Below are 22,962 nucleotides of genomic sequence, written 5' to 3'. Positions count from 1 at the left end.
GTAACGCTTTTTAAATACCACAAAGAATACAACCCGCACATATTCAGACAGGAAAAGGCGACAAAACAGCCCGCAGAGGAACTGGACGACATTGACATAGCTTTAGGGGGATTGTAATTCATGGCTGACAAAACAGAGAATATAAAAACAAGGCTTAGTTTTGACGGAGAGGCAGAGTATAAAGCAGCCTGCAAGGAAATTAACAGCACCCTTAAAGTGCTTAATTCGGAAATGAAACTTGTAACGGCTGAATATAAGGACAATGCCAGCAGCGCAGATGCACTGAAAGCAAAACAAGGCGTACTGCAAAAAACATATGACGAGCAGGCAAAAAAGGTTAAGGAAACCGAGGCAGCACTAGAAAAGTGTAAGAAAGCCACGGGAGATAATAGCGAGGCAAGCAAGAAGCTGGAAACGCAGCTTAATTACCAGAAAGCAGCACTTGTAAAGACCGAGCAGGAACTAAACAAAACGGCTGACGAGCTGGGGAAAGCTGAAAAAGCCGCAGACGACATGGGAAAAGAGATTGAAGAAAGCGGCGAACAGGCAGAACAGGCAGGCGGCAAGTTCTCTGGACTGGGTGGAATATTGGGCGGTCTGGGCGGCGCTATGTCAAAAGGCATAGGGCTTGTTGGGGCAGCAGCGGCAGGCATTGGCGCAGCGGTAGTGGCTGGGTTAGGATACACAGTAAGCCAAGCAGACGAGGCAAAGGGAGCATTAAACGACTTTGTAGCATCAACGGGTACAGCAACGGACGAGGCAGACCAGTATAAGCAAGTTATGGAGAATATCTACAACGGGAATTATGGCGAGGGGTTCGAGGACATAGCAGCATCTATGGCGACTGTAAAGCAGCAGGCAGGCGATATGGGCGCAGACGAGCTGGAAAAAATGACAACGAACGCATTAACCCTGCGTGATACGTTTGATATGGACGTTGCAGAAAGCACAAGAGCAGCTACGCAGCTTATGCAAAAGTTTGGAGTAAGCGGCGACGAGGCTTATAACCTAATTGCGCAGGGCGCACAGAGTGGATTAAATAAAAACGGGGATTTGCTGGACGTTATCAATGAATACAGCAATCAGTATGCGCAGGCTGGGTTAAGCGCAGAGGATATGTTTAATTCAATAAAAAATGGCGCTGATACGGGCGTGTGGAGCGTTGACAAAATGGGCGACGCATTTAAGGAATTTAGTATACGTATGAATGACGGTACAGCCAATGACTACCTTACCAGTCTGGGGCTTAATGCAAAAGAATTAGTAGGAAAATTCCAAGCAGGCGGCGACGGTGCGAAAGAGGCAATGAGCAAAATTAGCGAGGCACTGAAAAATACGGACGACACGACACTGCAATACACCGCTGGCGTAGGTTTAATGGGTACTATGTGGGAAGATATGGGCGCTGATGCTATGACCTCACTAATGAATGTGGACGGACAGATAAGCAAGACCACAGACGCTATGGGGGCAATCAATGCCATAAAGTATGATACCTTTGGCGAGGCTATGCAGGGGGCAGGCAGGATATTGCAAACCAGCTTTATCATGCCGATAGGCGAGCAGGCATTACCAATATTTAGCCAATTTGCAAATGAGCTACAAACAGGGGCAGCAGAGGCAGGCGGCGACGTTGGAAAACTGGCTGAAAGTTTCGGAACGGCACTAAAGAATATGGTTAGTGGCTTAACGGAAATGATACCGCAAATAGCACAGTTTGCCGTAGAAATTGTAAAGGGATTGGGCGACGGTATCGTACAAAATGCGCCTACAATCGTGCAGGCTGGCGTTGATATGCTTAAGTCATTGACAGACGGAATTATACAGACAATTCCAACGCTTACCCAAAGCGCCGTTGAGATTATTACAACACTGATTAGCGGCATAGTGGATTTGATACCAACGATAGCAGAGGGCGCAGCAAACATTATTGTTGGGCTGGCAGAGGGCATGGCGCAAGCGTTACCAGGACTGATACCAAGCATAATAGAAGCGGTGCTTATGGTTGTTCAGACACTTATAGAAAACGCTCCATTATTGATTAATGCGGGATTGGAACTTATAAAAGGTTTGGTGCAAGGGCTGGTTAATGCTTTACCAGTATTAATAGCAGCACTACCAGAAATAATAAAGACCTACATAAATTACATTACAGAAGCAGTACCCCTTATTCTGGAAAATGCAGCAGTGATAATAACGGCTTTGGCAGACGGGCTAATACAAGCGATACCGCAGCTGGTAGAGGCACTGCCAGAAATCATAACCGCTATAGTAACAGGGCTGGCGGCAGCAGCACCAAAGATACTGAAAGCAAGTATAACGTTGCTGGGGGCAATGATTAAGGCAATACCAGAGGTTAAAAAATCCTTAGACGAAGCCATACCACATATTATAACTGGGCTGGTTAAGGGATTGGTTGACGGCATACCAAAAGTGGGGCAGGCAATACTTGAAATTGGCAAGGAAATCTTAAACGGAATAAAGAAATTTTTCGGCATTAACAGCCCCTCTACTGTCATGGCAGAGCAGGGCGGCTTTTTGGTAGCTGGCATGCTGAATGGAATAAAAGAACTGCCAGCAAAAGCAATGCAAGTCATTTCAAACATGAAAGATAGCATACTTAGTATTACAAAAACAGTGCCAGAAGCAATAGCGAACAGCGTTTCTGATGCGGTAAACAAAATAGCGACATGGGGCTTAAACATGCTTACCAAGGCAAAAGAGGTAATGAATGTTATGCTTACGGGCATTGTGGCTATTGTAACCCAGACACCAGAGAAAATATGGAATAGCATCATAGGAGCTGTTACCAAGGTGGCAACATGGGGCGGCAACATGCTTGAAAAAGCAAAAGAAGTAATGAACACCATGCTTACGGGCATTGTAACAATCGTAACCCAGACACCAGAGAAAATATGGAATAGCATCATAGGAGCTGTTACAAAGGTGGCAACATGGGGCAGTAATATGCTTGAAAAAGCAAAAGAGGTAATGAATAGCATGGTTACGGGCATTGTAACCGTGGTAAAAGAAATTCCAGAAAAGATATATAACAGTATTTCTGGGGCTATCTCAAAAGTGACTACATGGGGCACAGAAGTAAAAGACAAAGCCGTAGAGGGTATGAAAAATTGCGTAACGGGCATTAAAGATGCCTTTTCCAATATCGGCAGTGATTTTAAGACAATCGGCGGCAACATTGTTTCTGGCATCTGGGACGGAATAAGCGCAGGCTGGGACTGGTTGAAAGACAAAGTTAAAAGCCTTGCAAGCAGCCTTTTAGATGCTGCAAAGGACGCTTTAGACATTAACAGCCCGTCAAGGAAGTTTAGAGACGAGGTAGGCGTATATATGGCGCAGGGTATTGGCGTTGGTTTCTCTGATGAAATGGAGAATGTAAACAAACAAATTGAGGACGCTATACCAAGCGAGTTTGATATAGGCGCTAAGGTTAATGTAAGCAAAGACATTGACTTTGACGACGGAAAGAACCCAAAACCGAAAAAAGGCGGCGGGGCAGGATTTACGGTCATTCAGAACATATACGCAGATACTACAGACTATGCTAAGCAGCAGAAAGAGGCAGCTAGGCAGTTTAAAATGATAGCAAGGACGGTATAAGTTATGGAAAATGAAAAACTCATTTACACAAATTCAAGGGGCGAGAGCTTAGAACTGGGAATTAATAGCATATACCATTGCAATATCAGTAAGGACGTTGACGGTATCGCAGGCGTTACGAATGTAATATACAGCACAAACAGCATGGGACAGCACGGAGATACCTATATAGGGCAGCGTATCGAAGCGAGGGACATAGATATACTGGGGCACATCAATACAAGGGATAAGGCGCAGGCGTTGGAACTGCGCCGCCAGATGCTTAAAATATTAAATCCAGAGTTGGACGGCACGCTAACATATGAATACGGGGGATTTAAACGGGTAATAAACTGTAGAGCGCATGGAGAGCCAAAGTTAGAGCGAAAAAGTGTTTTGATTGAATTTAACATACAGCTGGAATGTCTTAACCCGTTCTGGCGTGAAAATGACGAGGAAAAAGAAGATATTGCGAGCTGGGTAGCTGCGTGGGAGTTCCCTTGTGAAATAGAACAGGATAACGATAAAAGCATGATTTTTGGATACAGAGCAGAAAGCGTAATAGTGGACTGTTACAATGAGGGCGACGTATCCACGGGCATGCGCATAAGGTTTACGGCGCTGGGGACAGTGACAAACCCAATACTACTGAATGTGGACACAGAGGAATTTATACAGCTAAATATAACAATGCAGACAGGCGACGTAATAGAGGTAAGTACCAAGTATGGCAGCAAAGGCGCAAAGCTGACACGAGACGGAGAGGAAACGGACTATTTCCGATACGTGGACGTAGATAGCACCTTTATGCAGCTTGCCATAGGGGATAACAATTTTAGATATGATGCAGCCAGCGGAATAAATTCGCTGGAAGTAGCGATTTTCTATAACAAAGAGTATTTAGGAGTGTGACATATGGAGCTAAGAGTATTTGATACGGAAATAGAACCGTTAGGGGCTATAGACGAGCTGGCAAGCCTTATATGGCACATGAAATATTTTGACGTTGGAACATTCAGCCTGTTAGCACCAATAACGGAGAACAACAGCAAATTGCTGGCAGAGGGCAATATTATTACAAAGCACGACGGAAAGCAGGAAGTTACGGACGCTGGGGGCATATGGCGCAGGGCTGCACAAATTACATATGTGCATATTACAAAAGACGAGAACGGGTTAGAACAGCTAGAGGCACAAGGGTTTATGCTAAGCAGATGGCTTTCTAAGCGCTGCATTACGCCGCAGATTGTAACCACGGAAACCAACCAGAACCTAATTAACCTTATGATAGCGAAAAACTGCGGCAGCGGGGCAAGCACAAAGCGCCGTTTCTCCCGTTTTGTAATGTTGGGGCAGGACACCATAGAGGGCAGCCAAGTAGAGTATGCAAACGAGGTATACGCAGACTTAGGGCTAGAAGTAAAGACAAGGGCGCAGGCTGGAAAGCTGGGGTATGAAATCCTGCTTAACGAAAGGACAAAGCAATACGGTTTTTATTTGTATAAGGGGAAAGACCTAACAGCAAAAAACAATGAGAGTAATACCCCCTGCATCTTTTCAAGGGACTTTGATAATGTAAACGAGCAGGAATACACAGCCAGTATAGAAAACTGCAAAAACTTTATCTATGTGCAGGGTGCAGCTGACGACAGCGGCAGCCAGCCAGTGACAACCGTAGATAAAGAGGGCGCAACAGGTCTGGAACTGGAAGAGGTTTTTTGTGATGCTACAGACATTGCAAGAAAATATACCAGCGGGGAAACCGAGATAACAATACCTTTGGAAACCTATATACAGATGCTTAGTACAAGAGGCGGGGCAGAGCTGGAAAGCTACGGGAAAAATATAAACTTTGTAAGCACCATTAATACCAATTCAAACCTAAAGTTTAAGCGGGACTTTAACTTAGGGGACAGAATTACTTGCAAGGAAACTAAGTGGGGCATACAAATAGATGCCAGAATAACAGAAGTGACGGAAACATACCAGAAAGGCAGCGAAACCATAGAGGCGACGTTTGGCGACAGCTTACCGACACTGGTAGACCAAATTAGGAAAGTGAGGTAATGGAAATGGCAAATTGCATACCGTTTAATGCCATAGAGCATGACAGAGTATACAAAGCCGAAGATTGGGCGTGGTATTTTGCTACGTTCATTGCAAACGGCGTTTTTCCAAAACCCAGCGACGGGCTGCAAGTCATAGCATATAACGGCATGGAAATTAGAGTAAACATGGGCTATGCGTTTATTAACGGCTATGCGTACAAAAATCCAGTAAGCCAGAGCATCACACTGGATACGGCAGAGGGAGCACTACACCGCATAGACAGAGTGGTAGTGCGCTGGGACTTACCAAAGAGAGATATATACTTAGCGGTATTAAAGGGCACGCCGTCAGCGAAACCAACGGCAGCAGCGGTTACACGGAATACGGAAATATGGGAGCTGGCACTAGCAGATATTTACGTAGGTAAAGGCGTTACGAGGGTACAGACCGCAAATATTACAGACCAGCGATTTAATAGCAGCGTGTGCGGTATTGTAACGGGTACAGTGGAAGAGATAGACCCAAGCGTACTTACAAAACAGTTTGACGATTTTTTCAATACCTACAGTCAAGCAGTGCTGGACGAATTTAGCGTATACAAGCAGGACATGGATAAGTACCTAAAAGACATTGCGGGGATTTACAACGAATACATAAGCAGAACAGAAAGCCTTTTTGCAGCGTATGAAAGTAAATTTGATGATAGGTACAATGCTTTTGAGAATGAGTTAGACCATAAGGAAAGCGAACTGCTGAACGCTTACACAGACTTTGTGGCTAAGATTACTCTTTTTCAGTCCGAAGCAGAGACGGAATTTAACACATGGTTTCAAAGCATTAAAGATAAGCTGGGAGAAGATGCAGCGGGAAGCCTGCAATTAGAAATTGACGGATTGACAGAGGCGGTGCAGCAATTAAGGCAGCAGGCAGAGAACAGCAGCACAGAAACAAAAGAGGCTTTAAATGAGCTGGACAAACGGCTTACGTTGGTGGAAAGCGGCTGGGGAATTAATTATAAACATGATGCCGTGTTAGGGCTTTGCTACATGGGAGCTGCATACATGAGCCAGCATTACGAAAGAACAGAGGAAACAGCGGTATTAGGGCTTGCCTATGCGGGCAACTCCTATCTGGCAAATACATTTTAAGAAAGAGGTAGACTATGAAAGGATTTCCAAAAACTTTAAAGACTAAAGAAGATTACTATAATTGCCTTGCAATGGTAGCGGGTGGAGAGCTGCCAGCAGCAGAATTGCTGGAAAAGATTGAAAGTCTTGAAAAGCAGCGTTATATACAGTGCGCTATTGTAGGGGTGGCAGAGGAAAAGAAAGCAGCCACTATTTACTACTGCGACGAGGCAGCAGTAAATATGAAATTCAAGGCAGGCGACGTAACAGGAACGATAACAGCCGTTACACATATACAGAGTGACGAGGCGAAAGCAAAAGGAGAGGAAAGCAACGACAGAACCGTATTAACTCTCTCTAAGAACATTACAGCAGGAAATACAATAATTGCGCTGGAAAAGGACGCAAAGGCAGCAGGAATGACTACAGACGACATTAACGCACTGAAAGGAGTATTAAAACAGTATGAGTAGATTATTGGTAGACGACATTACAAAAACAGACCGCAGGGCACTTTTAAACGTAAACAAAATGGCAACAATCAGCGACATTGTAGCGCCAAACAATGAGTATTTATACGCCAGTGGAGCTGACGAGCTTACTTTAGTTGACGGGTGCGTAATTGCTGTAGGCGGTGCGGGGATTTTCCAGACGGCAGCAACGAGATTGACCGCAGGAAATTTGGATATTGGCAGCGCATTTAGCGTGGGAAATGATTACTACGTTTATATCTGCGATAGTAGGGTAGATAGCGCAGACGAAACCTATATTATTTCTCTTAACTCTACGTATCCGTCTGGCTGGAACGCAAGTAATAGCCGTAAAATTGGCGGCTTTCATTATGGCAGATGCCGAAAGGTTGACAGCAATATGCAGCCAGTGAACGGCAGCGGCGTTATTTTTGGTACTGGCTGGGAAAGTGCGGTAAGCAACGGAATTGTACCACGCAGCGTATGGACATTGGGACACCGCCCCAAATGTAACCCAGAGGGCATGACGTACTTAGGTGGCGGCACATGGATTGATATTTACTTAAACTCTGACGACGGCGCATATGGCTTAAAGTCAGAATACAATAGCGCACCAATGACAGGCACAGAGGGCATGAACTGGTACACCTTTACCGAAAGGCTTATGAAGAGCGGCAAGCGCATGCCAGATTATAGTGAGTTTTGCGCTTATGCCTTTGGAAGTCCGCAGGGCTTAGCAGATGCAAATACAAACGCATGGAGCGCCAGCACCAATACGGGGCGTGGAGTGACTGGCAGCGTTGTAAATGCTGTTTCTACTGTAGGCTGCGTAGATGCCGTGGGGCGTGTGTGGGAATGGCTGAATGACCTTATAACAAGAGCGGAACACGTAACAGACGCAACTTATCACGCAACGCAGGCATGGGGCTGGGATTTGAAAAGCCCATTAGGCGACAAACACGGGAACATTTACCAGTATTATGCTTATTCTTTGGCAGCGCTGTTAGCGGGCGGCTATTGGGGCAATGGCGTTCCTGCGGGTTCCCGTGCCGTGTATTGCCACTATTGTCCGTGGGCTGTCCACGCGAGCATTGGGGTTCGTGGGGCGTGTGACTCCATGTAGAGGCGGGCGAAAGCCCAGCCGAAAGAGGGGAGTTTATGAGGCGTGACACTACAAGACAAAACAGACAGATTACACCAGAAAATATACGACTTCTTGCTATATATCTATCCACTGCTAAGTAAGTACCCAAAGTATGAAAAATTCAGCTTACAGACAGCAACCAGAAACGCAATACTGGAAATATTGTTAGAGGTTGTGAAATGGGATAAGACGGGGACGAAAAGCCATTTATATGCTGCGGACACGGCGTTACAAGAAAGCAAGGAGCTTATAAGGCTTGCAAATGACCTAAAGTATAGCGCCATGAACACGCAGCACTATGGAGAGAGCGGCAGAAAGCTAAAAGAAATAGGCATTATGCTGGGAGAACTGATAGAAGAGGTTAAGGCAAAGAAATAGCCTTTATATGGGGCAGCTGCTTACTACAGCCCTTTGGCAGCGCTGATAGCGGGCGGCAATTGGAACAATGGCGTTAATGCGGGTTCCCGTGCCGTGAATTGCAACAATTATCCGTGGAATGTCAACGCGAACATTGGGGTTCGTGGGGCGTGTGACTTAGTGAGAGCATTATAGGCTTAGCGTTTCTATGGAACACTAGCAAGGACACTGAATATAGGCAAGTGCTTAATATTCTATAGTCAGAGCGGTTGTCCCGCCGTAAGGCAAAGAGAAAAAATACGGCTGCTGGTTAGTAGCTGCGGCGAAAGGCAGGGGCTTGCAATATTGAAACGAATAGGGCACGTTACAAACAAAAGAGGGGATACAGTAACACTGGTAGAGGTTATGGCTGAATATGAGAACGTACAGAAAGCCTACAACAAAGCCAGAAAGTGCAAGAGGTACAGAAAAGAAGTGCTTATTTTTACAAAAGACAAAGAGGAAAATTTAGAAAAGGTACGCAATGACATTATCAATCTGACTTACAAGCCGAGCGAATACCGATACTTTAAAGTGTTCGAACCAAAAGAGCGGCAGATAATGGCGCTGCCTTTTTATGACAGAGTGATACAACATACCGTAAACAATGTGTTAGAACCTCTTTTCAATAAAAGGTTTATTTTTCATTCCTACGCCTGCCGAAAAGGCAAAGGCATGCACGGTGCATCTGATACACTAAAAGACTGGCTGCATGTGTGGCAGAAATTTCACCCAGAACAGCCGCTATATGTCATAAAGGCAGACATACACCATTATTTCCAAAGTATTAACCATGACGTGCTTAAGGCTGAAATACGCAAGGTTATAAAAGACACTGGCACTTTGAGACTGACGGACGAAATTATAGACCATAACGGGACAATGCCAGACGGCACAGGCATACCAGTAGGAAACCTTACAAGCCAGCTGTTTGCCAATGTATACCTCAATAGATTAGACCAGTATGTTAAGCATAATCTGGGCGCAAGGCACTATATGCGCTACATGGACGACTTTATCATATCAAGCCCAGATAAAGAGCAGCTGCGGTACTGGTTGGCAGATATTGAAAGGTTTTTGAGGGAAGAGCTGCGGTTAGAGCTTAACCCTAAAACTACAATTTTGGCAGCAAAAAACGGCATAGATTTTGTAGGATACAAGCACAGGGCTACGCATAGAAAGGTTAGGCGTGACAGTATCAAGCGTATCAAAAGAACAATTAAGAAGTACCAGAAAGGAACGATAACAAAAGAGCAGCTGCAAAAGAGTATAGACAGCTGGACGGGGCATGCAGGGCACGCAGACAGCTACCACTTACAAAAGAAAATTATAGCGCTGGCAGCTGATGCCATAAAGGCAGGGGCATAGCCAGCAAAGCGCAGGAGTGAGAGCATGAAAAGCTATTTATTAAGGGTAGTAGAAGAACAGCAGGAAACCATTGAAAAACAAGGCAGGCTTATTGCTGACTTAATAACCGCTCTGGAAAACTGGGAGCAAACGGCAGGATATGACGGCGCAGAACTGAAAGAGCGAGCAGAGGAACTGCAATAAGAGAAAGGTAGGAACTATGGAAATGAAATTTATGGAATTTATCAACGCAGGAACACATAACAAAATTATTCAGCTGGTAGTATTGGCTATCGTATTCGATACGATTTTTGGAGTATTACGGGCAATCAAAGAAAGAAAGTTCAATAGCTGCGCTGGCATCAATGGAGCAATCAGAAAAGTAGCTATGTTGATTTCTTTAGTGTTTATGCTGGCAATCGACTTACTGGTTAAAATAAATCTTATCGGATTTATCCCAGAGACGGTAAGGACTTATTTAGGACTTACAAGCGTAGGCGTAGCAGAATTTTTCTCTTTGCTTTACATTGCCTATGAAATTACAAGCATCTTTAAAAACATGACATTATGCGGGCTGCCAGTAAAAAGGGTATGGGAAAAAGTGAGAGCTTTTTTAACAAAGTATACAGATGAACTGCCAGACACAGACGAACTGGACGGCAGCGCAGGGGGAAAGGATACATACTCATACAAAAAAGAATAAAAGGTAACAGGCAGGCAAAGCGCTTACGGGAAACCGCAGGCGCTTTATTTTACCCAGAAAGGCGGTAAATATATATGAAAACAATCAATAAACTTTTGACGGGATACAATCACAATGCGGGAAATGCTTCACGAATTAAATATATTGTCATTCATTACGTGGGAGCGCTGGGCGGTGCAACGGAAAATTGTCAGTATTATGCTGGCGGCAACCGTAATGCGTCAGCTCATTACTTTGTAGGATTTGACGGGGCGATATGGCAGAGTGTGGAAGATGCTAACATAGCATGGCATTGCGGGGCGAATACATATAAGCATGCAGAGTGCAGAAACGCTAACTCTATCGGCATTGAAATGTGTGTGAGAAAGAAAAATACGGCAAGTCTGGGCGCTAATGATAAAGACTGGTATTTTGAGGACGCAACCGTAGAAAGTGCAGCGGAGCTGACAAGGTACTTAATGGAAAAATACAACGTGCCTGCGTCGAATGTGATAAGACACTACGACGTAACGGGCAAGGTTTGCCCTAACCCGTATGTATATAACACCACAGGGCATACATGGGAAGAATTTAAAAACAAAGTCAGCAGCGGCAGCACTGCAAGCGAAACAAGCACAGAAAAGACAATCTGGGACTTTCTGATAAGCAAAGGCTTAAACACATGCGCAGCAGCGGGCGTTATGGGTAACTTGCATGCTGAAAGCGGGCTTAATGCCTGCAATTTGCAAAACACGTATAATACCAAGCTGGGCATGAATGATACAGAGTACACGGCAGCCGTAGACAATGGAAGTTATAAGAACTTTGTAAAAGACAGTGCGGGCTATGGGCTGGCACAATGGACGTATTACACACGAAAGCAGGCGTTACTTGATTGCGCAAAGGCTGCGGGTGCTTCTATCGGAAATTTGAACATGCAGCTTTCCTTTTTGTGGCAGGAATTGCAGGGATACAAGTCAGTCATGGCAGCACTAAAGGGAGCAGGAACGGTGCAGGCGGCATCTGATGCGGTATTGACTGGATATGAGAAACCAGCAGACCAGAGCGAGGCAGTAAAGAAAAAGAGGGCTGAATACGGCGTAATTTATTACAACAAATATGCTGGGGACAGAAGCGGCAGCCAAGCAGAGGTAAAGGCAGCGGAGATTAAAACACCGTATAAGGTAAAGGTTGACACCTTAGACCTACGTATAAGGACAGGGGCAGGCACGAACTATGCAGCAACAGGGGAATACACGGGAAAAGGCACATTTACTATCACAGAAGAGAAAGAGGGAAAAGGCAGCGTGAAAGGCTGGGGAAAATTGAAGAGCGGCGCAGGCTGGATAGCTCTTGACTACTGCACAAAGATATAATATTGTATAGGGAGCGCATGGCTCATGGGCGGCATACCCTCTGATTTATTGAAAGGTAAAAAGCAGTGCTAAAAAGTGTCGGTGCTTATGAGTAACACTCTGGTAACAAACAATAGGGGGTTTAAACCTAGTAAAATCAAGGGCTACTGCTTCGATCCAGGAAGCTGCGGACGCTGGTAAGTTCTAAGGAATGTAGTGAAATTAAGCATTTGAGTAGTGATAAACATTGTACTAACGTTTGGAAATGTGTAGAATTAGTACATTGGAAAATATAAAAATGATAAGGCGCATTGTTCCTAATTTGGTCAGTGCGCCTTATTTTATTTTAGATAGTTTTGATTTTAACCGCTCAATATTTTTATGTGTATATCCCTTTGGGTTATATCAACAAGAAAACATGCGAGTATCAAAAAGAAAGGTCCAGCCCCTAGAGGCTGAACCGTTCAAGAAAAAATTTATTTACAGTATTGAGCAATCAAATTTAAAAGGTCGCTTAAGTTACATGAGTTAAAGTTGAAACACATATCACATATCCTCCTTTATAGTTTGTTTTCTTAAGAACAAGTTAATTGTAACACTAATGAAACAGAATTGTAATATTTAAAGACTGGTAAAAGAAACAGCCATTGGAAGATATGGAAATTCGGTGTGTTAGGGGTGACTCGTGAGTGACGCAATTAGGCGTTAATACATGATTGTATATTGGAAAATTTATATTGATAGTTAGCTTTGATTGGTGTATTCTTGTTTTAGAAAATCGAAATTTAGTATAGAAAATGCAACGGTAGATTATTTGCATTTTAGATAGGAGAGGTAATCGAAACGATATTATGTAATTCGAAAGTCAGTATCTTTGGAATATTGTTTAAATGGTTTGTTTTTTCGGGGCTTGGCTTGCGGCTTTTTTCCTCGGGTCTTAAACAAGCAATATCACCACTATTTACGGCAAAGGAGATTTTTAAGATTGACGATGATAAAAGCTTTACTATCATCCGAGAGCTTGGTTTTGCTAATATATGCTTTGGAATAACCATATAAAAAACTACTAACCTAAATACTCATAGTTAGTAGTTTTACTTTTTTTAGCTTATGTATCTGAGCAGAATTGTCTCAAGGGCATTTACCAGGCTTTTAATCTGTGTTTCTTCAATAGTAAGAGGTGGATAAAACCTCAATAAATTGGCAGGAACATTAGCGCCTACAATATAACCTGCTTCAAATAGTTCTTTGTGGACTTTTTCCAATGGAAAATCAATATCTTTCTCAAACTCTATTACAAACATCAACCCAACTCCACGGACTTCCTTAATGCATTTATACTTTTGAGATAGAGAGTTAAATTCAAAGTCTAAAATGGTACCCATTTTCGATGCTCTTTGTATAAGATTGCCGCTTTCAATAGTGGAAACAACTGTTTTTACAACAGTGCAGCCCAGAGGATCATTTTGGTGTGATTGAGCATATTTGAAGCCGGATTTTTCAGCGGCATCTGATATCTCTTTTGATAATGCAACAACACTGACGGGGTACCCGTTTCCGATACCTTTTCCTATAGAAATAATATCCGGATGGATATCATAATGTTCAAACCCAAACCATTTACCCGTTCTCCCGGTTCCTGTGGTTACCTCATCAACAACAATAATTCCGCCATTTGATTTTACTTTATCGGCTATCTCTTTAATCAAAGCTTTTTCAGGAAGTTTAACCGTACCAGAAGCATTACCCGGCTCAAAAATAAATGCGCCTATTTTGTCAAAGGGTACATCTGCTAAAAATTCATCTATATTTCCATCGTATTTTGATAAATCAAGGGAAATCCATTCTTCCTTATTTCGCGTTGCAGAAATACCGTAAGAGGATAGAAAATAATTATTCAGACAAAGAAAATAAGGTTTTTCCATAATCTTCTTGGCTAATTGAACTCCGAATTCGACAGCTTCACTGCCGGAACTGAGGAAAACACATTTTCCCTCATTAAAATGAAGTAATTCAAGAACCTTTCCGGCTGCTTCATCAACAACTTTTGTTGTATAGCGATAACCGGTATGACTAATATTCTTTAACTGACTTATTATTGCTTCATTTATTTGTGGGTTATTATGTCCTAATGCAGTACACCAGACACCGGATTCAAAATCCAGATATTTTTTTTCCTTTTCATCAAAAACATAACAATTATCACCAGAAACGATAGTGGGGTTAAGTACTTCATAATTACAGTTTAAAGTTTTCATGTTTTTCGCCTGCCAATCATTAAATTTTCTAGTACAGATTGTATTGATAATCTTCACAAATAGATTATCATACATCTAACTAACTATCAATATTCAATTATCCATGTTCAGTAAATATGGCAAACATTTAACATATTTGGGTACAAAGGCATACTATAGTTCAAAAAGGAAATTATTAAGTGGCTCGTGAAGAAAAAACACTTTTTTCTTTTGATTATCCAGAGATAAAAGCAGATATGTGTGTAACAGGTTGGACAAAGGTTCCGTGTCCAACATTGAGAAACCCGGGTAGAACGTGCAGGCAAGACATAAAGACTCCATGTACCAAGCGCAGAACAAGCAGATTTAGAGTATATGCATATGTAACATATCCTGACAACCTGGAGGAAGCAGTAAAAAAACAGATAGATGAGTGTCACAAAGTCGGTGTAGCTGCGGCTACAACAATTGTATACTCAGCAGCAACCGCTAGTTCGCTGGCAACACCAGTAGCTCAAATGTCTGCCGCAATAGCTTCTATACCCGCGGCATTACAGGCTTATGGAAAAGCATTCTGGGGATGTATCACATCATTATCAATTACAGACGCAATTAGGAATCAGATAAAATATGACATAACACATCAAACATTTAGTTTAAGTGATTGGAAGTAATTGCATTTTAGTGGTAAGTATTCAATATATGCTGCCACTAATTACATATATTTTTTGAAATTCAGAAAAGAGACAAGTTCCTGCAGGGCAAAGTGTAAAATAAAATTTAGTTGAAAAGTCGTACATTGAGAATTAAATATTGATAGTTAGCAGAAATTTTTGTATCATAAATGTATAAATTAAAATTTGATAGGGTGGAGGATATAACATTGAAACAGAACAAAGTTACATGGGATTATTTATGGTATGCATTATATGCGTTTGCAGGATTAGGAATAGAATTATTGTTGGTTGGGGTATTAGAGCCAATGCTCTTTGGCGGAGTGGGCAGCAATGACTATACTCCCATACAACGGATAATTCATTGGATTCTTACGATAATATGTTGGGGAGTTATGACCTTTTTTCTCATCAATAGTTCAAAGAAAAAACTCGATTTTGATGTTATATCAGTAACTAAGCCGACTAGAAAAGGGATTATGATAAGTATATTTTTAGCAATTGCTTGTATTGGAGTCAATGCATTTGATTGGGGTATTCTGAAAGTGGTTGGGGAATTTCAGAGTAAAGGGTTATTACTGTTTGTATTTCAGTATATTTACTATTGGTTTGAGGTGATGTTGGTAGTTCTGATTCTTGCTTTTGGTCAAAAATTCGGTGAAGCTTTGATGGGCAAAATGAGTTCAATTCCGTGGGGAGGTATTATTTTATGCTGTACATGGGGGGCGATACATACATTGACACAAGGAAGCCTTTATGTTGGGATAGGAGTTATGGCATTTGCATTGGTTTATGGTATGATATATCTACTACTGAACCGGAACTTTAAATATGCTTATATATTTATAGCACTGGCTTTTATGATATAGTAAAAAACATATAGAATCTTTACCTTTATAATGTTAGAGCGATTATAATTCTTAAATGTTAATAAAAATTGGACTTCGTGTGGTTTGAGTTAGAGTCTAATAAAATTAGAAAAGCATCCTTTTGGGTGCTTTTTGTGTGCCGAATATACACATTAAAGAGAAGAAAAAGCTGAAATTGTCTAAACTCTAATGATAACATAACAAATTGTCGATTATAAGACTTATATTTACATAATTTACCATATATAATTTAAAGAAAAACAAAGGGGATATAATCAATGAAAAAAATTAAAGTATTTTTAGGAACAGTTGCAATGGTTTCAATTTTAGGAATTACAAGCTTCGCAGCAATAACAACTACGCCAAAAGGGGTCCAAAAGCTAGATAGTGCAGATATTGTCGATGTTCTCAACAACAATGCCGATGTTCTGGATAACCATATTGGAGGAATTGCTAATGCAGATATTTTAGGACATGTTAAAATAGGAGCAGGCCTACAGGTATCAGAGGATGGAATAGCAAGTGTTAAAATAGCAAATGATTTAGAAACAGATGATACTGAAACGGCACTTTCCGCAGCTATGGGAAAAGAACTTTATTCAGAGTTTCAAGGGCTAGGAGATACACAAATAAAAATGCAGATATTTAACACACCGTCTGATAGCGGGTTTTATTATACAAATAGCTTTTATATACCTAGTAGCACAACAGTAGAAATTAGTAATGTAAATGTCTTTGGGGCTTCTGGAAATTTTGCAAATGATTTTAAATTATCACGCTATGGTAATTATCTAAGTTTTTATACAGGAAATAAAAATCTTGCCGGAAAGTCTTGTAATTTTGCTATTGTAGTAACTGAAAGCGAATAATAAATATTTTAAAAAATAAGAGCATACAAAGAGTGCTCTTATTTATTGACAAAAATATGAATGTTGCATGGAATATAATATTGATAGCTAGTAAGTATGGTGATATTCTACTCATGAGAATTGTTTCTATAATTAGCACAGGGGGGAAAATACATGGAAACATTAAAAGTTAAAAGCAATGCATTTGATGAGGGAGGGTGGATACCTGTAAGATATACAGCTCGAGGAGAAGATTTATCGCCGGAACTTGAATTAGTGGGTATCGCTCAAAATGCAAAATCTATTATGATTACTTTAGATGATGCATCACATCCCATATTTCCGAACTATAACCATTGGGTGATATGGAATATACCGGTACAGGAGGTTATTCCGGAGGGGATACCACGCGGCAGATCGGTAGATAGTCTAGGTGGTGCTGTCCAAGGGATTTCTTACGGAAGGAATAGGTATAAGGGGCCGAAGCCGCCATTCAAGGCTATCCACACATACGTGTTTACTGTATATATTTTAGATTGCAAAATAGACTCCGCGGCAAACAGTAAGAAGAGAGACCTGTTAAATAAAATGGACGGACATGTCTTACAGCGTGCAACTATTTCAGCTAAATTTCAAAGCAGAAGATAGTGAGCATAATGCGAAGCCAATAAAATAAAAATATAAAGAAAAATGAAAGGCAAGAATATCCATCCTCAAACTGCACATACTAATTCAAAACAAAGAGAGGTGGTAAAAAGGATTCCATGGGAAAAATCAAATCAGATATGAAGCAGATGGTCAATGATGTGCTTGATGAGACAAAGGAGACAACAAAAGAGGCAGCAGAAGGAGTGAAAAAGGGTGCTAAGACGGCAACTCAGATGGCTGGAAATGTCGCAGATAAAATGGAGGAAAGAATGAAGACAACAGCAAGACTTGCCGGAAAAGCTGTTGACAACCTAAGTCAAAGTATGAAGAACTTTTCTGATAAGGATGAATAACATACGGAAAATAAAGGCATAGCCAGGCGAGCTCGTTTGCCCGGTTATGCCTTTGCTCTGGATTGGCATCTTTAATATTTTTAGTAAAAAATAAATTTTATTTCTATATATATGCTTCTATAATACATAAAAACATTGCCCTAAGTTATATCTTGTATAACAAAAAGGTATACAACAAAACTGCGCCAACATTGACAAAGAAAGGAATCGTTGTTAGAATAAATATTAGTGAATTAAAAAATAGTTTAACAAAGAGAGTAGGTTTGCATATGAAAGTAAGAGTATTTTCCATGCTGGTAGATAATACCTCTGGTGTACTGAGCCGTATTGCTGGAATGTTTAGCCGCAGAGGTTATAACATAGACAGTTTGACCGTTGGTGTTACAGCAGATCCACGATTTTCAAGAATGACCGTTGTTGTGAGTGGCGACGAACCTATTTTGGAGCAGATTGAAAAACAGCTTCGAAAGCTCGAGGATGTGAGAGATATCAAGAAGCTGGATGAAGGAGAATCTGTTTGCAGAGAGCTTATTTTGCTAAAGGTCAAGGCGGGTACGAAGGACAGGCAGGCGATTATTGCAATTGCAGATATTTTCAGAGCTAAGATAGTGGACGTGGCAACCCAGTCGATGGTTATCGAGCTGACAGGAAATCAGTCAAAGCTGGAAGCTTTTATCGGTCTGTTGGAGGGCTATGAGATATTAGAGTTGGCGAGAACCGGTATTACGGGCTTATCCCGCGGCAGTGATGACGTAACATATTTATAGCCACAGCTTATCTGGGGCAATTCATAAATATATTGAAAAATCAAGAAAGTTCATAGAAATCGATGAATTTTCAAATCAATTAATTCTAGGAGGAATAGTAAGATGGCTAAAATTTATTATCAAGAGGATTGTAACTTATCAATATTAGAGGGTAAAACAATCGCTATTATTGGCTACGGAAGTCAGGGACATGCGCATGCTCTCAATGCAAAGGAATCAGGCTGTGATGTCATTATCGGACTTTATGAAGGAAGTAAGTCTTGGGCAAAAGCAGAAGCACAAGGATTTAAAGTATATACAGCAGCAGAAGCAGCTAAAAAAGCAGATGTCATCATGGTTTTAATCAATGATGAGAGACAGGCTCAGATGTACAAAGAAGCAATCGAGCCAAACTTAGAAGAAGGAAATATGTTAATGTTTGCACATGGTTTTGCAATCAACTTCAAGCAGATTATTCCGCCTAAAAACGTTGACGTAACGATGATTGCGCCTAAGGGACCTGGACATACAGTAAGAAGTGAATATCAGGTAGGCAAAGGTGTTCCTTGTCTGGTTGCTGTTGAGCAGGATGCATCCGGTAAGGCAAAGGATAAGGCATTGGCTTATGCATTGGCAATCGGTGGAGCAAGAGCCGGTGTTCTTGAGACAACTTTCAGAGTAGAGACAGAGACAGATCTTTTTGGTGAGCAGGCTGTACTTTGCGGCGGTGTTTGTGCATTGATGCAGGCAGGCTATGAGACATTGGTAGAAGCTGGATATGAGCCGGAAAGTGCTTATTTTGAGTGTATCCATGAAATGAAATTAATCATCGACCTGATTAACCAGAGCGGTTTTGAGGGAATGAGATATTCTATTTCTAACACAGCAGAATATGGTGATTATATCACAGGACCTAAAATTATCACAGACGAGACAAAGAAGGCTATGAAGCAGGTGTTAAAGGAGATTCAGGACGGTACTTTCGCAAAAGACTTCTTATTAGATATGCAGTCAGCAGGACAGGTTCACTTCAACGCAATGAGAAAAATTGCAGCAGAGCACCCTTCAGAGGCAGTTGGAAAAGAGCTTCGTAAATTATATAGCTGGAATAAAGAAGAAGACAAATTAATCAACAACTAATTATAATTAAAATAAAAGCTTTTGAAATTTTAAACGATTTCAAAAGCTTTTTATTTTATAGGAAATTGTTATATACATTCTTTGGCCTTAGATAGCACCCTCATATTCCTGAAAGGAACGAATGAAGTTTTCGGCGGCGGAAGAGAGAGGGATGTTTTTGGAGTATGCAAAGCCGATTTCACGCTTATTAAGAGGCTGCTTCAGGGGAATTTGAACCAATGTTTTGTTTTGCAGGTCAAGCTTTACAAATTCCTTGATGACACAGGCGACTCCAAGTCCGATTTTCGCAAACTCGATGAGCAAATCCATTGTACTAATCTCAATTAAGTTATTTGTTTCAATCATATTTTCAATCAGATAATCATCGATGTATTGTCTTGTCATGTTCTCCTTGTTCAGCAGCATAAGCGTTGCGGTTTTGAAAATATCATTGCTTCCCACAGCGTCTCGTATTTTTAAATTGTTGAGGTAAGTGTTTGTGGCGACAAAGATATCCTCAATTTCCCCCAGGGAGTAGAAGTCAATGTTTTTCAGCGTATTAGACTTGCCAATAAGCCCGATGTCAATTTTGTTTTCCTCCAGCAGTTGAAGTGTTTTGTCGGTGGATTGACATTCGATTGTGATTCTAATATGAGGGCATTGCTCGATAAATTTCTGTAAATATGGCAAAAGTACATATTTACAGAGGGTGGTGCTCACGCCGATGGTGATATGTCCGATATCCAGCTCTTTAATCCGTTTGATTTGTTCCTCGGCGGTTGAGATGGTGGAGAAAGCAGAGTCCAAATATTTGAAAAGAATGCTTCCCTCTTCGGTAAGCTGAACACCTCTAGAATTTCGAAAAAACAGTATCGTATCGAGACTTTGCTCCAGCTTTGTGATGGATTTACTGATTGCTGGCTGGCTGATGTAAAGCTCCTTTGCTGCCTTTGAGATATTTCCGGCTATTGCCACAGTATAAAAAATTTTATAAAGAGATAAATTTTGGTCCATTGATTTTTCCTCGCTATTTGATATTGGTAAAGAACTAGAGGAACAAAAGCACCGATGGTGCAATTTCGATACAGGATACGACAGTGTCTGGGTAAGCGAGCTTCCCCAGGCACTGTCATACCCTGCATCAAAGTGCTTCGCACTTTTTGCCCTCTAAGCCTTGTGACGAATACGTAAATACGTGAGTAGCAAATGATAAATTTAGTACGTTAGCAATAAAGTTACCATAACGCAGTGTTATAACAAGTATTCATATTATGTATTTTAATTATAACAGTTAATATGGTAAAATATCAATAATAAATATTACTCGAATGGGTATAAAGGAGGAAATTTGATATGGGTATGACCATGACGCAGAAAATATTGGCGGCACATGCAGGACTTTCAGAGGTGAAAGCGGGGCAATTGATAGAGGCTGATTTGGATCTTGTACTGGGAAATGACATCACTTCACCGGTTGCGATACATGAGATGGATAAAATGAAAGTGACAACCGTGTTTGATAAGGATAAAATAGCTTTGGTTCCGGACCACTTTGTACCGAACAAGGATATAAAATCAGCGGAGCATTGCAAATGTGTGAGAGAATTTGCGGCAAAGCACGATATTACAAATTATTTTGAGGTGGGAGAGATGGGAATCGAGCATGCCCTTCTTCCGGAAAAAGGTCTGGTTGTTGCGGGTGATGTTGTAATCGGTGCGGATTCTCATACTTGCACGTATGGAGCGCTCGGAGCGTTTTCAACGGGTGTCGGCAGCACGGACATGGCAGCGGGCATGGCGACGGGTAAGGCTTGGTTTAAGATTCCGTCAGCAATCAAATTTAACTTGGTTGGCAAGTTTTCCAAATGGGTAAGCGGAAAAGATTTAATTCTTCACATCATTGGTATGATTGGCGTTGATGGTGCACGTTATCAGTCGATGGAATTTGTGGGAGAAGGCGTGGCAAATCTCACGATGGACGACCGTTTCACTGTCGCGAATATGGCGATTGAGGCAGGTGCAAAGAACGGAATTTTCCCGGTGGATAATTTGGCAGAGGCTTATATGAGAGAACATTCCAAGAGAGAATATAAAATATACGAGGCAGATGCGGATGCAGAGTACGAGCAGGAATTTACAATCGACTTATCAGAATTAAAGCCTACTGTGGCATTCCCGCACTTACCGGAAAATACAAGAACGATTGATGAGGTTGGCGATGTAAAAATTGACCAGGTTGTAATCGGCTCCTGTACAAACGGAAGATTGGATGATATGAGAATTGCAGCAGAAGTATTGGATGGTAAAAAGGTAGCAAAGGGAATCCGCTGTATTGTTATTCCGGCAACACAAAAAATTTATTTGGATGCCATCAACGAAGGCTTAGTCCAAATTTTCATCAATGCCGGCGCAGTTGTGAGCACTCCGACCTGTGGTCCTTGCCTTGGCGGATACATGGGTATTCTGGCAGAGGGTGAGCGCTGTATATCCACGACAAACCGAAACTTTGTAGGACGTATGGGACATGTGAAGTCAGAGGTTTATCTTGCAAGTCCTGCGGTAGCGGCAGCAAGTGCAATTACGGGCAAAATTTCATGTCCTTGTGAGGAAGAATAGGAGGGAACAGAATGAAAGCAAACGGAACCGTCTTTAAATTTGGCGATAATGTAGATACGGATGTTATTATTCCGGCAAGATACTTAAATTCATCCGATCCGGCGGAGCTGGCACAGCACTGTATGGAGGATATTGATAAAGATTTTGTAAAAAAGGTGAACAAGGGCGATATTATTGTGGCAAACAAGAATTTTGGCTGTGGATCATCCAGAGAGCACGCGCCAATTGCAATCAAAGCAGCCGGAGTGAGCTGTGTAATTGCAGAAACCTTTGCACGTATTTTTTACCGCAATGCGATTAACATCGGACTTCCGATTATCGAGTGCCCGGAAGCGGCACAGGGAATTGAAGCAGGAGATGAGATTGAGGTGGATTTTGACAGCGGTGTGATTTATAACAAAACAAAGAACGTAAATTATCAAGGTCAATCCTTCCCTGAGTTTATGCAGAAGATTATTGCGGCAGAGGGTTTGATTAACTATATTAATACAAAATAATTATGAGCTAATACAGAAAGGCACTTCTTCGGAGGTGCTTTTTTTATATCGTAGGAAATTGTTAGATCTTTTTGACAGAAAGTCGGTTTTTTTCAACTTGTTTGTTGGATAATTCCATGGTTATATTGGAAGCTATTCATTAATATTAGGGGTGTAACGAGTAAAATTTACCAAAAACAAATAAA

Annotated in this window: 22 protein-coding genes; 20 read left to right on the top strand and 2 right to left on the bottom strand. The window is 41.5% G+C overall.

The window, feature by feature from the left end; genetic code table 11:
- Positions 1-120: 120 nt before the first annotated feature.
- The 11 genes from CTY48_RS09830 (at position 121) to CTY48_RS09785 (ending at position 12,191) form a co-directional block, all read left to right on the top strand.
- Entirely contained in the window at positions 121-3,621 is a 3,501-nt protein-coding gene (locus CTY48_RS09830; protein ID WP_099468323.1) for a phage tail tape measure protein, read from the top strand.
- A gap of 3 nt (positions 3,622-3,624) precedes the next feature.
- Positions 3,625-4,512 carry a phage tail family protein gene (locus tag CTY48_RS09825; RefSeq protein ID WP_099468322.1) on the top strand — a complete coding sequence of 296 codons (888 nt, stop codon included), beginning with the start codon at positions 3,625-3,627 and terminating at the stop codon, positions 4,510-4,512.
- 3 nt (positions 4,513-4,515) lie between these two features.
- Positions 4,516-5,667 carry a siphovirus ReqiPepy6 Gp37-like family protein gene (locus CTY48_RS09820; protein WP_099468321.1) on the top strand — a complete coding sequence of 384 codons (1,152 nt, stop codon included), beginning with the start codon at positions 4,516-4,518 and terminating at the stop codon, positions 5,665-5,667.
- Positions 5,668-5,672: 5 nt separating this feature from the next.
- Complete coding sequence (locus CTY48_RS09815; RefSeq protein WP_099470122.1) at positions 5,673-6,797, top strand: hypothetical protein; 1,125 nt, start codon at positions 5,673-5,675, stop codon at positions 6,795-6,797.
- Between the two features lie 14 nt (positions 6,798-6,811).
- Positions 6,812-7,249 (top strand): hypothetical protein, encoded by a 438-nt coding sequence (locus tag CTY48_RS09810; RefSeq protein WP_099468320.1) that lies wholly within the window; start codon positions 6,812-6,814, stop codon positions 7,247-7,249.
- Positions 7,242-8,369, top strand: coding sequence for a phage major tropism determinant (locus CTY48_RS09805; protein WP_099468319.1), 1,128 nt, complete (start codon positions 7,242-7,244; stop codon positions 8,367-8,369). The genes CTY48_RS09810 and CTY48_RS09805 overlap by 8 nt, the downstream gene beginning before the upstream one ends.
- A 42-nt stretch (positions 8,370-8,411) precedes the next feature.
- Positions 8,412-8,768: a diversity-generating retroelement protein Avd gene (gene avd, locus CTY48_RS09800; protein WP_099468318.1), complete on the top strand. Its 357-nt coding sequence runs from the start codon at positions 8,412-8,414 to the stop codon at positions 8,766-8,768.
- 324 nt (positions 8,769-9,092) lie between these two features.
- Positions 9,093-10,154 (top strand): reverse transcriptase/maturase family protein, encoded by a 1,062-nt coding sequence (locus CTY48_RS09795; protein WP_099468317.1) that lies wholly within the window; start codon positions 9,093-9,095, stop codon positions 10,152-10,154.
- A gap of 24 nt (positions 10,155-10,178) precedes the next feature.
- Positions 10,179-10,337, top strand: coding sequence for a hypothetical protein (locus CTY48_RS19680; RefSeq protein ID WP_180272695.1), 159 nt, complete (start codon positions 10,179-10,181; stop codon positions 10,335-10,337).
- A gap of 16 nt (positions 10,338-10,353) precedes the next feature.
- Positions 10,354-10,836: a phage holin family protein gene (locus CTY48_RS09790; protein WP_331463160.1), complete on the top strand. Its 483-nt coding sequence runs from the start codon at positions 10,354-10,356 to the stop codon at positions 10,834-10,836.
- A 74-nt stretch (positions 10,837-10,910) separates the two neighbouring features.
- Positions 10,911-12,191, top strand: a complete 1,281-nt coding sequence (locus tag CTY48_RS09785; protein ID WP_099468316.1) for a phage tail tip lysozyme — start codon at positions 10,911-10,913, stop codon at positions 12,189-12,191.
- Between the two features lie 1,082 nt (positions 12,192-13,273).
- Here CTY48_RS09785 and CTY48_RS09780 read toward each other — a convergent pair.
- Complete coding sequence (locus CTY48_RS09780) at positions 13,274-14,428, bottom strand: class-III pyridoxal-phosphate-dependent aminotransferase (RefSeq protein WP_180272694.1); 1,155 nt, start codon at positions 14,426-14,428, stop codon at positions 13,274-13,276.
- A gap of 179 nt (positions 14,429-14,607) precedes the next feature.
- On the opposite strand from CTY48_RS09780, the gene CTY48_RS09775 reads away from it, so the two are divergent.
- From CTY48_RS09775 to ilvC, 7 genes are all read left to right on the top strand, one after another.
- Positions 14,608-15,081 (top strand): hypothetical protein, encoded by a 474-nt coding sequence (locus CTY48_RS09775; protein ID WP_099468314.1) that lies wholly within the window; start codon positions 14,608-14,610, stop codon positions 15,079-15,081.
- A 209-nt stretch (positions 15,082-15,290) separates the two neighbouring features.
- Positions 15,291-15,950: a hypothetical protein gene (locus tag CTY48_RS09770; RefSeq protein WP_099468313.1), complete on the top strand. Its 660-nt coding sequence runs from the start codon at positions 15,291-15,293 to the stop codon at positions 15,948-15,950.
- Positions 15,951-16,228: 278 nt separating this feature from the next.
- Positions 16,229-16,819: a hypothetical protein gene (locus CTY48_RS09765; RefSeq protein WP_099468312.1), complete on the top strand. Its 591-nt coding sequence runs from the start codon at positions 16,229-16,231 to the stop codon at positions 16,817-16,819.
- A 153-nt stretch (positions 16,820-16,972) separates the two neighbouring features.
- A complete protein-coding gene (locus tag CTY48_RS09760) occupies positions 16,973-17,446 on the top strand; it encodes a YbhB/YbcL family Raf kinase inhibitor-like protein (protein WP_099468311.1) in 474 nt (157 codons plus the stop codon).
- A gap of 116 nt (positions 17,447-17,562) precedes the next feature.
- A complete protein-coding gene (locus CTY48_RS09755) occupies positions 17,563-17,799 on the top strand; it encodes a hypothetical protein (protein WP_099468310.1) in 237 nt (78 codons plus the stop codon).
- Positions 17,800-18,068: 269 nt separating this feature from the next.
- Positions 18,069-18,566 (top strand): acetolactate synthase small subunit, encoded by a 498-nt coding sequence (gene ilvN, locus CTY48_RS09750; RefSeq protein WP_099468309.1) that lies wholly within the window; start codon positions 18,069-18,071, stop codon positions 18,564-18,566.
- A gap of 102 nt (positions 18,567-18,668) precedes the next feature.
- On the top strand, positions 18,669-19,685 hold the full coding sequence (gene ilvC / locus CTY48_RS09745) for a ketol-acid reductoisomerase (protein WP_099468308.1): 1,017 nt from the start codon (positions 18,669-18,671) through the stop codon (positions 19,683-19,685).
- An 87-nt stretch (positions 19,686-19,772) separates the two neighbouring features.
- Here ilvC and CTY48_RS09740 read toward each other — a convergent pair whose 3' ends face one another.
- On the bottom strand, positions 19,773-20,678 hold the full coding sequence (locus CTY48_RS09740) for a LysR family transcriptional regulator (RefSeq protein WP_099468307.1): 906 nt from the start codon (positions 20,676-20,678) through the stop codon (positions 19,773-19,775).
- A 339-nt stretch (positions 20,679-21,017) separates the two neighbouring features.
- Between CTY48_RS09740 and leuC the strand changes: the two genes are divergently transcribed.
- Together leuC and leuD are read left to right on the top strand one after the other, a co-directional pair.
- Positions 21,018-22,280, top strand: a complete 1,263-nt coding sequence (leuC, locus tag CTY48_RS09735) for a 3-isopropylmalate dehydratase large subunit (protein ID WP_099468306.1) — start codon at positions 21,018-21,020, stop codon at positions 22,278-22,280.
- An 11-nt stretch (positions 22,281-22,291) separates the two neighbouring features.
- Complete coding sequence (gene leuD / locus CTY48_RS09730; RefSeq protein WP_099468305.1) at positions 22,292-22,777, top strand: 3-isopropylmalate dehydratase small subunit; 486 nt, start codon at positions 22,292-22,294, stop codon at positions 22,775-22,777.
- Positions 22,778-22,962: the final 185 nt, after the last annotated feature.

The organism is Konateibacter massiliensis, assembly GCF_900184995.1.
In the GTDB taxonomy this organism is placed as follows: domain Bacteria; phylum Bacillota; class Clostridia; order Lachnospirales; family Lachnospiraceae; genus Lachnotalea; species Lachnotalea massiliensis.
Note: the sequence above shows the minus strand (reverse complement) of the source record. Positions and strands in the feature narration are given on the sequence as shown.

Excerpts from the sequence above, each read along its gene's own strand:
- CTY48_RS09825 (WP_099468322.1), top strand. The coding sequence starts at position 3,625 with ATGGAAAATGAAAAACTCATTTACACAAATTCAAGGGGCGAGAGCTTA.
- CTY48_RS09740 (WP_099468307.1), bottom strand. The coding sequence starts at position 20,678 with ATGGACCAAAATTTATCTCTTTATAAAATTTTTTATACTGTGGCAATA.
- CTY48_RS09790 (WP_331463160.1), top strand. The coding sequence starts at position 10,354 with ATGGAAATGAAATTTATGGAATTTATCAACGCAGGAACACATAACAAA.
- CTY48_RS09760 (WP_099468311.1), top strand. The coding sequence starts at position 16,973 with ATGGAAACATTAAAAGTTAAAAGCAATGCATTTGATGAGGGAGGGTGG.
- CTY48_RS09805 (WP_099468319.1), top strand. The coding sequence starts at position 7,242 with ATGAGTAGATTATTGGTAGACGACATTACAAAAACAGACCGCAGGGCA.
- CTY48_RS09755 (WP_099468310.1), top strand. The coding sequence starts at position 17,563 with ATGGGAAAAATCAAATCAGATATGAAGCAGATGGTCAATGATGTGCTT.
- CTY48_RS09780 (WP_180272694.1), bottom strand. The coding sequence starts at position 14,428 with ATGAAAACTTTAAACTGTAATTATGAAGTACTTAACCCCACTATCGTT.
- CTY48_RS09820 (WP_099468321.1), top strand. The coding sequence starts at position 4,516 with ATGGAGCTAAGAGTATTTGATACGGAAATAGAACCGTTAGGGGCTATA.
- CTY48_RS19680 (WP_180272695.1), top strand. The coding sequence starts at position 10,179 with ATGAAAAGCTATTTATTAAGGGTAGTAGAAGAACAGCAGGAAACCATT.
- ilvN (WP_099468309.1), top strand. The coding sequence starts at position 18,069 with ATGAAAGTAAGAGTATTTTCCATGCTGGTAGATAATACCTCTGGTGTA.
- CTY48_RS09830 (WP_099468323.1), top strand. The coding sequence starts at position 121 with ATGGCTGACAAAACAGAGAATATAAAAACAAGGCTTAGTTTTGACGGA.
- leuD (WP_099468305.1), top strand. The coding sequence starts at position 22,292 with ATGAAAGCAAACGGAACCGTCTTTAAATTTGGCGATAATGTAGATACG.
- CTY48_RS09810 (WP_099468320.1), top strand. The coding sequence starts at position 6,812 with ATGAAAGGATTTCCAAAAACTTTAAAGACTAAAGAAGATTACTATAAT.
- ilvC (WP_099468308.1), top strand. The coding sequence starts at position 18,669 with ATGGCTAAAATTTATTATCAAGAGGATTGTAACTTATCAATATTAGAG.
- CTY48_RS09815 (WP_099470122.1), top strand. The coding sequence starts at position 5,673 with ATGGCAAATTGCATACCGTTTAATGCCATAGAGCATGACAGAGTATAC.
- CTY48_RS09785 (WP_099468316.1), top strand. The coding sequence starts at position 10,911 with ATGAAAACAATCAATAAACTTTTGACGGGATACAATCACAATGCGGGA.
- CTY48_RS09765 (WP_099468312.1), top strand. The coding sequence starts at position 16,229 with ATGAAAAAAATTAAAGTATTTTTAGGAACAGTTGCAATGGTTTCAATT.
- leuC (WP_099468306.1), top strand. The coding sequence starts at position 21,018 with ATGGGTATGACCATGACGCAGAAAATATTGGCGGCACATGCAGGACTT.